General features: G+C 38.3%; 13 protein-coding genes and 1 pseudogene. 11 read left to right on the top strand and 3 right to left on the bottom strand.

Going from position 1 to position 14098, the window contains the following annotated elements:
- The first annotated feature begins 3 nt into the window (after nt 1-3).
- The 6 genes from FJR08_RS13860 to FJR08_RS13835 all read left to right on the top strand — a co-directional run bounded on the left by FJR08_RS13860 (nt 4) and on the right by FJR08_RS13835 (nt 6007).
- Nucleotides 4-1500 carry an NADH-quinone oxidoreductase subunit M gene (locus tag FJR08_RS13860; protein WP_168633585.1) on the top strand — a complete coding sequence of 499 codons (1497 nt, stop codon included), beginning with the start codon at nt 4-6 and terminating at the stop codon, nt 1498-1500.
- A gap of 100 nt (nt 1501-1600) precedes the next feature.
- On the top strand, nt 1601-2728 hold the full coding sequence (locus FJR08_RS13855; RefSeq protein ID WP_168633554.1) for a CO2 hydration protein: 1128 nt from the start codon (nt 1601-1603) through the stop codon (nt 2726-2728).
- Between the two features lie 212 nt (nt 2729-2940).
- Entirely contained in the window at nt 2941-3627 is a 687-nt protein-coding gene (locus FJR08_RS13850; protein WP_254435758.1) for a protein kinase, read from the top strand.
- A gap of 228 nt (nt 3628-3855) precedes the next feature.
- A complete protein-coding gene (locus tag FJR08_RS13845; RefSeq protein ID WP_168633553.1) occupies nt 3856-4779 on the top strand; it encodes a hypothetical protein in 924 nt (307 codons plus the stop codon).
- Between the two features lie 131 nt (nt 4780-4910).
- Entirely contained in the window at nt 4911-5459 is a 549-nt protein-coding gene (locus FJR08_RS13840; protein ID WP_168633552.1) for a restriction endonuclease, read from the top strand.
- Nucleotides 5456-6007, top strand: coding sequence for a hypothetical protein (locus FJR08_RS13835; protein WP_168633551.1), 552 nt, complete (start codon nt 5456-5458; stop codon nt 6005-6007). Before FJR08_RS13840 ends, FJR08_RS13835 begins: the two co-directional genes overlap by 4 nt.
- Before the next feature lie 52 nt (nt 6008-6059).
- On the opposite strand, the gene FJR08_RS13830 is transcribed toward FJR08_RS13835, so the two are convergent.
- Nucleotides 6060-6680, bottom strand: a complete 621-nt coding sequence (locus FJR08_RS13830) for a (2Fe-2S) ferredoxin domain-containing protein (protein ID WP_168633550.1) — start codon at nt 6678-6680, stop codon at nt 6060-6062.
- Between the two features lie 101 nt (nt 6681-6781).
- Nucleotides 6782-7018: an Asr1405/Asl0597 family protein gene (locus FJR08_RS13825; protein ID WP_015080425.1), complete on the bottom strand. Its 237-nt coding sequence runs from the start codon at nt 7016-7018 to the stop codon at nt 6782-6784.
- A 360-nt stretch (nt 7019-7378) separates the two neighbouring features.
- Between FJR08_RS13825 and FJR08_RS13820 the strand changes: the two genes are divergently transcribed.
- The 3 genes from FJR08_RS13820 to FJR08_RS13810 all read left to right on the top strand — a co-directional run bounded on the left by FJR08_RS13820 (nt 7379) and on the right by FJR08_RS13810 (nt 13118).
- A complete protein-coding gene (locus FJR08_RS13820) occupies nt 7379-7933 on the top strand; it encodes a Dps family protein (RefSeq protein WP_015080424.1) in 555 nt (184 codons plus the stop codon).
- A gap of 459 nt (nt 7934-8392) precedes the next feature.
- A complete protein-coding gene (gene carB / locus FJR08_RS13815) occupies nt 8393-11647 on the top strand; it encodes a carbamoyl-phosphate synthase large subunit (protein WP_168633549.1) in 3255 nt (1084 codons plus the stop codon).
- 514 nt (nt 11648-12161) lie between these two features.
- Nucleotides 12162-13118 carry an RNA polymerase sigma factor, RpoD/SigA family gene (locus FJR08_RS13810; RefSeq protein WP_168633548.1) on the top strand — a complete coding sequence of 319 codons (957 nt, stop codon included), beginning with the start codon at nt 12162-12164 and terminating at the stop codon, nt 13116-13118.
- A 14-nt stretch (nt 13119-13132) separates the two neighbouring features.
- Here the strand turns inward: FJR08_RS13810 and FJR08_RS24030 are convergent, their stop codons facing one another.
- Nucleotides 13133-13267 carry a hypothetical protein gene (locus FJR08_RS24030; RefSeq protein ID WP_256369473.1) on the bottom strand — a complete coding sequence of 45 codons (135 nt, stop codon included), beginning with the start codon at nt 13265-13267 and terminating at the stop codon, nt 13133-13135.
- Between the two features lie 97 nt (nt 13268-13364).
- Here FJR08_RS24030 and FJR08_RS13805 point away from each other — a divergent pair, with 97 nt between their 5' ends.
- Both FJR08_RS13805 and FJR08_RS23650 read left to right on the top strand, forming a co-directional pair.
- Nucleotides 13365-13709 (top strand): DUF760 domain-containing protein, encoded by a 345-nt coding sequence (locus tag FJR08_RS13805; RefSeq protein ID WP_015080421.1) that lies wholly within the window; start codon nt 13365-13367, stop codon nt 13707-13709.
- Between the two features lie 264 nt (nt 13710-13973).
- Nucleotides 13974-14098 (top strand): annotated as a pseudogene (locus FJR08_RS23650) (RNA-guided endonuclease TnpB family protein); the annotation flags it as partial.

The following is a 14098-nucleotide window of genomic DNA, read 5'->3' as shown; positions in this document are numbered from 1 at the left end:
TCTATGCTGAGTACATTGATTTTACTGCCGTTAATTGGTGCGGCTTTTATTGGTTTCTATCCTTTTACCATCTCTGGTAAACTATCCCGAATCATTGCCTTCGTCTTTAGCGTGATTATTTTCGCATGGAGTATTTTCCTAGCAACTCAGTTTAACCCTGGAGAAATTGGTCAACAATTTGCTGAATCCTTACCTTGGGTAGATGCTATTGGCTTAAACTACAATCTGGGGATAGATGGTTTATCTCTCCCGTTGTTAATTCTTAATGGATTATTAACCTGTATTGCTATTTATAGCAGCGATGAATCCCAACAACGTCCGAGATTTTACTACTCTCTAATTCTGCTATTAAATGCTGGGGTGATAGGAGCATTTTTAGCACAGGATTTATTATTATTCTTCCTGTTTTATGAATTGGAATTAATACCTCTATATCTGCTAATTGCGATTTGGGGAGGTGAAAAACGAGGTTATGCAGCCACAAAATTTCTGATTTATACAGCTTTTTCAGGAATCGTTATTTTAGCCAGTTTCCTGGGTATGGTTTGGTTGAGTGGTTCTCCCAGTTTTGGCATAGCAACCTTAAACGCTCAATCTCTACCCTTAGCAACGCAAATTTTACTCCTTGTCGGCATTTTAGTAGGATTTGGCATTAAAATCCCCCTCGTTCCCTTCCATACTTGGCTACCAGATGCCCACGTGGAAGCCTCCACACCCATATCTGTGCTGTTGGCTGGGATATTATTAAAATTAGGGACTTATGGCTTACTGCGATTTGGCATGAATTTATTGCCAGATGCTTGGGCTTATGCAGCACCTTGGTTAGCTACATGGGCAGTAGTTAGCGTTTTGTTTGGGGCATCCTGTGCGATCGCGCAAACAGACATGAAAAAAATGGTGGCTTATAGTTCTATCGGCCACATGGGCTATGTCTTGTTAGCAGCAGCCGCATCCACACCCCTCAGCGTCTTGGGGGCAGTAATGCAAATGATTAGTCACGGATTAATATCCGCTATGTTATTTCTGTTGGTGGGAGTTGTTTACAAAAAAGCTGGTAGTCGAGATTTAAATGTCATTCGGGGACTATTAAACCCAGAACGAGGTTTACCAGTTATTGGTAGTTTAATGATTTTTGCCGTTATGGCCAGTGCAGGTATACCGGGAATGGTGGGATTTATTTCCGAATTTATTGTTTTTCGGGGCAGTTTTGCAGTTTTTCCGGTACAAACATTGTTAGCAATGCTCGGAAATGGTTTAACTGCGGTTTACTTCCTAATTCTCCTGAATCGTGCCTTTTTTGGGCGGTTATCAGCAGCAGTGATGAACTTACCTTGTGTGTATTGGAGCGATCGCATCCCTGCCATCATTCTAGCAGTAGCGATCGTTATTTTCGGCATTCAACCTAATTGGTTAGTCCATTATACCCAAGCCACAATTACTACAATGGTAAAAACGAATAATCATCATCTAGTAGCAAATCGGGAACTATTGGATTCTTAACTTTCCGAGAAAAATAATCACCACAACCAGATCATCAACCAAATCAAAAAAATCCCAAACATCATAGTTAAGACAGTTGAATTCCAGGAGAATTGACATCATGAAAACTCAAAAAAATCCCACCTACAACCCCCTAGCTGAATATATTCACCGATTACAAACTGGAGAAGCATTACTCAAAGATAGTCCCGAAAACGTTTTAGAAGTTGTTGGCATTCTTAAAAGTTATGGAGTGGTTTTAGATGCTTATTCTAAAAATCTTATCTACATTGCTGAACATCAATTTTTAGTATTTTTTCCCTTCTTTAAATATTTTGATGGTGATGTTTCTTTTGCTAAATTAATCCGTCATTTATGGCATGATCGGATTAATTTTGAATATGCCGAATATTGCATGAAAACCATGATGTGGCATGGTGGTGGTGGTTTAGACGCATATTTAGATACTAAAGAATTTCAAGATAGAGCTAAAGCTGTTATTGCTGCTAAATTTAAATATAATCCCCTGATTTTGGGACTTAATGAACTGTTTCCCGAATTCTTAATAGAACAGTTACGAGTCTCCGCTTATTATACTGGTTTAGGCCAATTTTGGCGAGTCATGGCGGATATGTTTCTGAGTCTATCAGATCGCTATGACAATGGTGAAATTAAATCAATTCCCCAAGTTGTAGAACATATTAAACTGGCTTTAGTTGCAGATGCAATGACACCAATTACATACAGTGTCAAAATAGGCGATAAAGTCTATGATCTGATTCCCAAATCAGTTGGTTTAACCTTCCTGGCAGATACCGCAGTTCCTTATGTAGAAGCCGTATTTTTTAGAGGTACACCATTTTTAGGAACAGTGTCTTTAAACGCTCAAGCATATCAAGTTCCTCCAGATTTATCTCGATTTCAATATGGTGCATTATACGCAGATCCTTTACCTATTGGTGGTGCAGGAATTCCTCCGACTTTGTTAATGCAAGATATGCGTCATTATTTGCCAGAATATTTACATAATATTTATCGTCGCAGTCTCAGAAGTGAAGATGATTTGCGAATACAAATTTGTATGAGTTTCCAAAAGTCCATGTTTTGTGTAACCACAGCCGCGATTTTAGGACTTTTACCTTATCCATTGGATACTCAAGATTCATTTGAGCAAAAAAACAATCAAATTTATTTAGAAAAGTGGTTAGCAAGATTAGAGAATTCCCAGTTATTAGCAGTGAATAAATAGGATAATATGGCTTCGCTACATGATCAGATTTCAAAAACATTATTTTTTCGCATTTAAAAGAAGGAAATCTATTGACAGGGACTGAAAACCGTGTTATCATAGTTTTGATGAGGAAGAACTATCTTCTGTGCATAAGCAAGGTTGTTTATCATTAAACGAAACAAGCTTAAACTAAATTAATAATAAATAGTATAACGACGTAGTATGGCGTAATGAGCTATTGTATCAACCCGCACTGTCCCAAACCCATTGACCTAGCAAATGCAAATAATCCCATTTGTCGTAACTGTGGGTCACAACTACTGCTGCAAAATCGTTATCGGGTACTTAAACAACTAGGACAAGGTGGTTTTGGGAACACCTTTGAAATTGACGACGGTGGAGAAACCAAAGTTTTAAAAGTGCTAACTGAAAATAATCCCAAAGCTGTGGAATTGTTTCAACAAGAAGCCAAGGTTTTGAGTCAGTTAAACAGTGTGGGTATTCCCAAAGTAGAAGCAGATGGTTATTTTACGGTTCTACCTAAAAATAGTTCTGTACCATTGCATTGTTTAGTAATGGAGAAAATTGCAGGAGTAAATTTAGAGCAATGGATGGAATTTCGTAATTATCAAACTATTTCTGAGAAAGAAGCAGTGAATTGGTTAAAACAAATAGTAGAAATTCTGGCTTTAGTCCACGCTCAAAAATATTTTCATCGTGATATTAAACCTCAGAATATCATGCTGCGACCATGTGGGCAACTTGTCTTAATTGATTTTGGTGCAGTGCGACAAATCACAACCACAATTTTAGCCGGAAATTCCCATACGAGAATTATTTCTCAAGGTTATTCACCACCAGAACAACAAAACGGTTATTCTGTTAATACTATTGCCAATTTTCCTAAATATGTCTGAAACCCAATAAAATCGTGACGATATCAATAGGGTTTCAGGGTTTTGTCAATAGTATTGTCTGTACAACAGGATGACTAAGCTGGCTATTGAGTTGGTGCATTAATTAGAACGCAGATACACGCAGATGCACGCAGATAATTTTGTGTTTGGGTTGCGTACATTTGCGGTTTTGTTTTTAGACATTAAAATATAAACTGGCAATCAAAAATCTATTCAAAAATTAGGAATATGGGATTTATCGACGCAATTTTTGGAGCTGGATCTTTTGTTTTCAAGGGAATCAACACCCTTCATCAACTAGCAAAAAATTATGTTGCTAGACTTGTTGATGAAGCTTTAAGAGAGAGAGGTGTAGAAAACCAGCCTGCATCAAATCCAAATTCTGTTAATGTGCATTTTTACAATGTTCAAAATGTTCAAAATGATATCAAAAATAATGATATTGAACAAACAGAGATTGAGAAAAAGCGGGCGCGTGATGGTTCTCTCAATTTAAGTGATAGAGAGAAATTAGAAGAACTCAAAAAGCAAGGTGAAGATAAGTTTGAGCAGTGGCAAAAGGCTAAAACGCAGGAAGTTATCATTGAACAGGCAAAAAATCCTGATTCCTATGAAACATCATTTTTGAATAATGAGAAGGTTCATCTACTTCAGTTTCAGATGGGGCAAGTTGTCTTAGAAAAGCGATGTGTATGCGGTAGACCAATGATGTTACAGCATAGAGATCGTAAAGATGGTAGTATATTTTTATTGAATGATTTTTTTTGGTCTTGTGTTGGTTATTACAGTAATCAATGTCGAGGTACACAAAGATTTCAAACACAAGATATTGGTTTACTCCACAAAACCAATATACTTGAACTTCAGCTATCAAATACCGAACTTGGTCAAAGTTTTACTCGTCCACTAATTCAAAAGACAGTTGTTAGGCTGAGACAACATTTAGGAGCAGAAGATAGAGATGTACTTTGTCCAATACACCATGTACCTATGATTTTGAAAGAAAAAGATAAATCTAACCACTCAAATGTAGTTTTAGATATGTTTCATCTAAGATGTCCACATTTTCAATGTCAGCACACAGTGAAGTTAAAATCACTTGCACAAATTGCAGCATTTTTGCATCGTAAGGAAGAACGCGGAATATTTTAACCCAAAATTAATAAATAGTTTTTGTAATTTAGTAGGTTGGGTTGACGCCAGGAAACCCAACAATAATCAATAACAGCGTAACGTAGAATTAATGATAATAAGCTACAACATACGAAACTTCAGATAGAATCATGACCACAAATGCAGAATATAAAGCAAGAATTACTAGCTATAAATGGGATGATTTAATCAAATTATGGTCAGAAATTGAATCAGGTAATACACCAAATTGGGATGCAGGTAAAGCATTAGAATATCTCGTTTTACGAGCATTTCAACTCAACAACGCCGAAGTAACCTGGCCTTACAGCGTGTATTTAGATGGAGAAGAAATAGAACAAATTGACGGAGTAGTTTATGCAGATGGCTTATCTTGTATAATAGAATGTAAAGACACAGCAAAACCTGTTAAAATTGAACCTATAGCCAAGCTAAGAAATCAACTATTACGCAGACCAGCAGCAACCATTGGGAGTATATTTAGTCGTAGTGGATTTACAGAAGCATCGGAAACCTTAGCGGGATTTGTTGCACCTCAAACTATTCTATTGTGGGGAGGAGAAGAAATTAAATATTCTTTAGAAAATGAGTGTATACGTAGAGCATTAATCAAAAAATATCGTATTTGTGTTGAACAAGGACTAGCTAATTACAACATTAAAACTGAGGCTGTATTATGACATTAGCTTATATAGTGTTAGAAGGTAATCGAGATCAAGAAACCATACAGAAATTACTTCCTAAACATCTTTTGCAAGATGTTAAATTCGTTGTAGGAAACGGACAGTATGAAGTAAGATCATTAGCAAGTTCACTACTCGCTACCAGAAATACTCCGGTTATATTAATCCTAGATGCAGATACAGATAACGAATCTCAAATATTTGAAAAGCAAGATTTAGTTAATTATTTATTACGTCGTGCTGCGGCTAAAACCCCTTTTCAAGTATCTTTAGCTATTCCCGAAATGGAAATTATATTTCTCCAAAATAAACCATTAATTGAAAAAATAGCACAACGTCAATTTAATGATTTAGAATGGCAACTAGCGCAAAGTAAACCTAAAGAATTTTTAGAGACAGTCTTAGGTAAAGAACAATCAATTAGTGAGAGAATATTTAGCAATATAAATGATGAACAAATTAAGATATTACAAGAACATCCGTTAATACAAGAAATAATGGAATTTTTATCATCACTTACTCCGTCTTTTGTCGCAATTAACTAACCATATATTTGTAGGTTGGGTTGACGCAAGAAAACCCAACAATAAACAGCAACTAAACTTCCACAAAGCTGGGAATATTTACCGTCATATCCTCTGCTTTCTCCTGACTTTCCCCAGAAAAATGCTTATCTATCAAAGCTGGAACTTGTTCAGATTTAATTTTACTATAACGAGTTTTATCAGGCATAACTAAATTAGGACCAGCCTTACAATTTTTCATACAGCCAGTCCCTTTAATAGTGACTGAATCTTCTAAACCATTATTTATTAACTCCGACTCCAAAGCTTGACACAAAGCCTTCCCACCACGCTTCATACAATCAGATTTTTGACAAACTAGAATTGTTTGGGTTTTGGCTGGTTTCGTCTTAGCTGGACTTTGCGCTGCAACTGTTCCCATATCAGCACTTGCAGCCATAACTCGTTCTGCTACCAGAGTTACCTGATCTTTTTTCGCATTATATTGTTTTGTCCCCACAACTTGCAGCCAAGTCCCTTGAGGTAAACGCAAATCAAAAGCACTCCGTAAATGCTTGGCTAATTTTATATAACATTCACCCTCAGAAGTTCCTAATAACAAACCTTTCAGCTTATATCCATCCTTGATGACAAAATCCAAAAATCTGCCTTCAAAACAAAATTCCGTTACTGCTGCATTAGTAGATATACTCATGGTTCAACTTCGCTCACTATAAATAATGGTTAAGAGTCAGAAGTAAAAAATCATCATCACAAAAATCACAAGAATCAAAAAAATCACAGTTCCGACGTTTTCTACCAACAAGCTTCAAGATTCTTAATCAAGTCTTGACGAGAAGCAGTAAATTGTTGAATCACACTCCAAAGTTGAATAGCTGCGGTGGGGTTATTTATTTCTACCATTAAAGGTTGGTTAGTCTCACAAACACAAATTATATCTAATTCTTGTAAGCGTTGATAAACCTGCCAACGATCTGCCCAACTTATATCAATAACGTGCTTTTTATCTGTGTCTGAGCTAGAAGATTTCAAGCGAGTAGCCCTCAAAATGCCATAAAATTGCAGTAAAACTAGAAACCCACAGCCTAAATTTGCGAGTTAGTCGGAGTTTAGCTTCTTTCTTTAGAATACACTAACTGCAAAATATTATCATTAATTTTGAGAAAAAATCTCATTTTTTCTTTATAGAGATATATGCACACTTTGAGGCTGAAGTCAAGATAAATACCAAATATATATCTTTAAGCACAGATATAGGCAAGAAATTAATACTTATGATTGGTAATAATGCCAAAATTTTTTAGATTTAGTAGCCTTGATTTTATTTTGAAAATGCTAAGATGTTAAAAATAAGCAGTTAAAAACTATAACTGTTAAAAAGAGAGAAAAACCATGTCTGATACGCAAACTATATTACACAATTTTGGTCAGGTTTACGACAATCCTGTATTACTAGATCACAGTGTTACCGCCCCAGTTGTTGAAGGATTTAATGTCGTATTAGCTAGTTTTCAGGCATTGTACTTACAATACCAAAAACATCATTTTGTAGTTGAAGGTGCAGAATTCAATTCACTGCATGAATTCTTTAATGCCAGTTATAAAGAAGTACAAGATCACATCCATGAAATCGGCGAGCGCTTGAATGGTTTGGGTGGTATTCCCGCAGCAAGTTTCAGCAAATTAGCTGAATTATGCTGTTTTGAACCAGAAGCAGATGGCGTGTTTTCTGCTCGGAAGATGGTAGAAAATAACCTAATTGCCGAACAAGCATTAATTGGAGTAATTCGCCGTCAAGCCGCACAGGCAGAGAGTTTAGGTGATAGAGGCACACGCTACTTATACGAAAAAATCCTCTTAAAAACTGAAGAAAGAGCTTATCACTTAGCTCATTTTCTAGCTAAAGATAGCTTAACCTTGGGTTTTGTGCAACTTGCTCAAAATTAAACTTCTCATAATCTTAATTTAACAAAATCAAGACAGAGAAAATTTTAGTAATTGAGAATTTTACAAAATTAATTCTTTTGGCAGAAAAGAGTAAATTACCATTTCTGCCATTTTCTATATCAGGCATTTAAAAGCAATTATTTTTATTGCCTATTTTATATATCTAACAATAAATAATTGAACGCAGATGAACGGAGATAAACGCAGATAAAGAAAGATAAATTAATTATCTGTGCAGCTTTATTGTCATAATCCATAACGAATAAATAAACAATTAAATTCTCTTTGTGCTTCTGCGCCTCTGCGTGAGAAAAAAAACGTAAAAACCATTACCAAAAATCCCCCATTCCCATAAATTCTTCCCCTTAACGCAACCGCTACCCGGAAAAGTTGATAATGAGGACATAAAGACCCTTAAAATAGTCAAGATTTGTATTTTTGTCATCTAAGGTAAAAACTATGCCCCGTCGTCAAGACCTCAAAAAAATACTCCTGTTAGGTTCAGGTCCAATAGTGATTGGCCAAGCCTGTGAATTTGACTACTCTGGAACTCAAGCCTGTAAAGCCTTGCGAGAAGAGGGCTATGAGGTTGTGTTGGTGAACTCCAACCCGGCTACAATCATGACAGACCCGGAAACAGCAGACCGTACCTATATTGAACCGCTGACACCGGAAATAGTTGAGAAAGTTATTGCTAAAGAACGACCAGATGCTTTATTGCCAACAATGGGAGGACAAACTGCCCTTAACTTGGCTGTAGCGTTGGCAAAAAATGGCGTTTTAGATAAATACAATGTTGAGTTAATTGGTGCGAAATTACCAGCTATTGAAAAAGCCGAAGACAGAAAACTATTTAACGAAGCAATGGCTAAGATTGGGGTGGCTGTGTGTCCCAGTGGTACAGCTTCCACCTTAGACGAATCAAAAGCGATCGCTCTCCAAATTGGCACATATCCTTTAATTATCCGTCCAGCCTTTACAATGGGGGGGACGGGTGGGGGTATCGCCTATAATCAAGAAGAGTTTGAAGAAATGGCGCAAGTAGGAATTGACGCTAGTCCCGTTTCCCAAATTCTCATTGACCAATCTTTATTGGGTTGGAAAGAGTATGAATTAGAAGTCATGCGGGATTTAGCCGATAACGTCGTGATTATCTGTTCTATTGAAAATCTCGACCCTATGGGGATTCATACCGGAGATTCTATCACCGTTGCCCCCGCCCAAACCCTGACCGATAAAGAATATCAACGGTTACGGGATATGGCCATTAAAATTATCCGCGAAATTGGTGTAGAAACCGGCGGTTCTAATATCCAGTTTGCCGTAAATCCCGTTAATGGTGACGTGGTGGTAATTGAAATGAATCCTCGTGTATCTCGTAGTTCGGCTTTATCTTCCAAAGCCACAGGTTTCCCCATTGCCAAAATTGCGGCGAAGTTAGCTGTAGGTTACACTTTGGATGAATTGCAAAACGATATCACCAAAAAAACTCCCGCTTGCTTTGAACCAACAATTGATTATGTAGTTACGAAAATTCCCCGGTTTGCGTTTGAAAAGTTCCCTGGTTCAGAAGCGGTTTTAACTACCCAAATGAAGTCTGTGGGAGAAGCAATGGCTATTGGCCGGACATTTAATGAATCCTTTCAAAAGGCTTTGCGTTCCCTAGAAACCGGACGCGCTGGTTGGGGTTGTGATAAGGCCGAAAAATTGCCCAGTGGGGAACAAATTCGCGCTCAATTACGGACTCCTAACCCAGAACGCATCTTTTCTGTGCGTCATGCTATGCAGTTGGGAATGAGTAATGAGGAAATCTATGAACTAACGGCAATTGACCCTTGGTTTTTAGATAAATTACAAGAACTGCTAGAAATAGAAAAATTTCTCAAACGCACTCCTCTAAAGCAGTTGACAAAAGCACAAATGTATGATGTGAAAAGAAATGGATTTAGCGATCGCCAAATAGCCTATGCTACAAAAACCAAAGAAGATGAAGTTCGCACCTATCGCAAACAGCTAGAAGTTATCCCCGTTTACAAAACTGTTGATACCTGTGCTGCTGAATTTGAGGCTCTGACCCCATATTACTATTCTACCTACGAAGAAGAAACGGAAGTATTACCAACAGATAAACCCAAGGTGATGATTTTGGGTGGTGGACCAAACCGCATTGGTCAAGGAATTGAGTTTGATTATTGTTGTTGTCATGCTGCGTATTCTTTACATGATGCCGGGTATGAAACAATTATGGTCAATTCCAACCCAGAAACAGTTTCTACAGATTACGATACCAGCGATCGCCTGTATTTTGAACCATTAACTAAAGAAGACGTTCTCAACATCATTGAAGCCGAAAACCCCGTGGGGATAATTGTCCAATTCGGTGGACAAACACCATTAAAATTAGCCATTCCCCTGCAAGAATATTTACAAAACTCCAATAGTATCACCAAGATTTGGGGAACATCTCCCGATTCTATAGATATGGCGGAAAACAGGGAACGCTTTGAAAAGATTCTGCAAGAATTGAATATCGCTCAACCGCCTAATGGTATGGCGAGAAGTTATGAAGATGCTTTGATTGTTGCCAAGCGCATTGGTTATCCTGTGGTAGTGCGTCCTAGCTATGTATTGGGAGGACGAGCGATGGAAATCGTTTATTCTGATACTGAGTTAGAACGCTACATGACCTTTGCTGTGCAAGTAGAACCAGATCACCCGATTTTAATTGATAAGTTCTTAGAAAACGCCATTGAAGTGGATGTAGATGCGATCGCCGATCATACTGGTAATGTTGTCATTGGTGGCATCATGGAACACATTGAACAGGCGGGAATTCACTCCGGTGATTCAGCTTGTTCCTTACCTTCCATTTCCCTTTCTCCCGCAGTCCTCAACCAAATCCGGTTATGGACAGTTCAACTAGCACAAGCTCTATCTGTAGTGGGATTAATGAATATTCAATTTGCTGTAGTTGGTGCAAATGGTTATTCTCCCCAAGTGTATATTTTGGAAGCTAACCCCAGAGCATCACGGACAGTTCCCTTTGTATCTAAAGCTACGGGCGTACAATTAGCCAAACTCGCATCCTTAATTATGTCGGGGAAAACCTTAGAGGAAGTGAAATTTACAAAAGAAGTCATTCCCTCTCATATTGCCGTCAAAGAAGCGGTTTTACCATTTAGTAAGTTCCCTGGTACAGATACCATTTTGGGTCCAGAAATGCGCTCAACTGGCGAAGTAATGGGTATTGATAGCGATTTCGGCCGCGCCTTTGCTAAAGCAGAATTAGGCGCAGGGGAAAAATTACCGCTTGAGGGGACTGTATTTGTGTCTATGAGTGACAGAGACAAACCTCTCGCAGCAGATGTAGTCAAGGAGTTTATTAAGTTAGGCTTTACAATCATGGCTACCCAAGGAACGCGTCAAGTTCTTCAGGAACAAGGGTTAGAAATTCAATCTGTCCTCAAACTCCATGAAGGTCGTCCCCACGTCCTGGATGCGATTAAAAATCAAAAAATTCAACTCATCATCAATACACCCTCTGGAGAAGAAGCTCATGCCGATTCTAAGCTAATTCGTCGCACGGCTTTAGGCTACAAAATCCCCATTATTACCACTATTGCAGGTGCTAGAGCCACAGCCGCTGCTATCTATTCTCTGCAAAACACAACTTTAGATGTCAAGGTAATCCAAGAATACTGTCCCATGAGTTAATTGTCCTTTGTCAGTGGTCAATGGTCAGTAGTCAGTGGCTAGGAAAAACAAAGAACAACTAACGACTGACAACTGACAACTGACAACTGACAAAACGTTAAGCAATTGTTACAAAAGAATAATTATGGTTATCATTGAGATATTTTAACAAATATGAGGAAGCTATTTCCGGGCTAGAGAATTGATCGTTATCCCAGTAAATGTATGCTATTCAGTAATTTCAGCGTCTGAGGTGATCTCAAATTACGGCCAAAGTGCGGGTTTCCCTATAGTCAAATTATTCTCATAAATGTTACAATTATTAATATTCCCGAAAACACAAAAAATGTTTGACTTGCTACTGTGTATCTAACTATAGATACTTGTGGAAACAAGCAGACAGGTGTAACCTTTAGCAGTAAAGTACCTAATTTCCCAAATAAGAGTAACCTGAGTTGATCGGGTGTGACCAACTCAAAACATTATTCCGTTAACGACCCTATCAGCAAACCCACCATTACCCAAGAGTAGCGCCATGAAGACCGCTCAATCAGCCACCGACCTCGTGCGGACTTACCTGCGTGAGATTGGCCGTGTGCCACTCCTCACCCACGAAGAAGAAATTTTTTATGGTAAACAGGTGCAACGATCTACTGCTTTGCATGAGATCCGGGAAGGTCTTGCTGCCCAGTTAGGTCATGAACCAACTGTAGAAGAATGGGCAGCAGCCTCTGATATAGAAGTATCAGAATTAAATCAGGCGATCGCTGTTGGTGAAATAGCCAAACGGAAAATGGTAGAAGCCAATCTCCGTTTAGTTGTATCCGTTGCCAAAAAGTACATTAAACGCAATGTTGATTTACTTGACCTCATTCAAGAAGGCAGCATCGGAATGCAACGAGGTGTAGAAAAATTTGACCCCACCAAAGGGTACAGATTTTCTACCTATGCCTATTGGTGGATACGTCAAGCTATTACTCGGGCGATCGCCGAAAAAGCCCGGACTATTCGCTTGCCCATTCATATTACGGAAAAACTCAACAAAATTAAAAAAGCCCAGCGGCAACTGTCCCAAGGTCTAGGACGTGCGCCCACAGTAGCGGAATTATCCCAAGAGTTAGATCTAACACCCAAGCAGGTGCGAGAATATTTAGAAAAAGCCCGTCTGCCATTATCTCTAGACTTGCGGTTAGGAGATAACTATGATACTGAACTGGGAGAAATGTTAGAAGACACAGGGGCAACACCGGAAGATTTTGTCATGCAAACTTCCCTCTCCTATGACTTAGAACGGATCATGTCAGAACTCACTCCCCAACAAAAGGAAGTCATTACCCTGCGCTTTGGGTTAGTAGATGGACAATCTTTAACTCTGGCTAAAATTGGTGAAGTCTTGAATATTAGCCGGGAAAGAGTCCGCCAAATTGAACGCGAAGCTTTAAACAAACTTCGCAAATCTAAAGCCACTATGAATGAGTACCTTGCCAGTTAGTCGGTTGTTATTACTCAATGGTCAGTTATTTTTTGCTTTGTGGGTGGAGTTTCCCCACCCATACTCACTAAATAGGTGAAAAACACTCCCATTTTAGTACGGTTAAACCGACTCCCTCGAAAGGAATAAACTGTTAGATTGGTTGACATGAATTATATAATAGTTAGCTAAATAGAATCAGCAATAACTACCAGTTATTCCAGTCACAAACACCGTCGTTAGTAGTGGCAGTACAGGAGGTCAAAGGTGAGTAACAAATCTAATCGAGTATCAGAATTTTTTAATAGTGAGTCGGAAACAAGTAATTTATTATGGCAATACGTTAAATCATTAAGTCCAGAAACAGTTAACCAATTATCTAAACCTACTTCTACGGAAGTTTTGCAGGTAATGGAACGGAATATTATCGGACTTTTAGGAAATTTACCTTCTGAACAGTTCGGGATTACTATTTCTACTAATCGGGAAAATTTAGGTCGCTTATTGGCATCTGCGATGATTAGTGGTTATTTTTTGCGAAATGCAGAACAAAGAATGGGTTTTGATACGGTTATGCAAAGCACAGAAACTAATAATAGCGAAGTTGATTAACACTTTCAGGGCTGAAGTCACTGGGTTTTTCGCTTACCAAGTGTTTCTCTGAAAATTTTGTAAATAAATTTATATTTACTTTACAAGAAAGACTGGGAAGTTTGAAAGCCCCTGAGTAAGCATTGCGTAGCAATGCCTTAGGTGCTTTTAGACAGGGGATGAAAAGCGACTCAGGTGGCTTTAACCACCGTCAAGATGTTGCAAGGCGCAATACATTTAGCCATCTTCAACCAACTATAGTAGTATAAGACAGGAGGTGAAAGGATGCTAGTTTTTGAGTTTAAAGCTTACGGAAAGTCAGCGCAAATAAAAGCAATAGATGATGCAATTCGGACTGCACAGTTCATTCGTAATAGCTGCATTCGGCTATGGATGGATGTTCAAGGTAC

Source organism: Dolichospermum sp. UHCC 0260, from assembly GCF_009711985.1.
GTDB lineage: Bacteria > Cyanobacteriota > Cyanobacteriia > Cyanobacteriales > Nostocaceae > Dolichospermum > Dolichospermum lemmermannii.
Note: the sequence above shows the minus strand (reverse complement) of the source record. Positions and strands in the feature narration are given on the sequence as shown.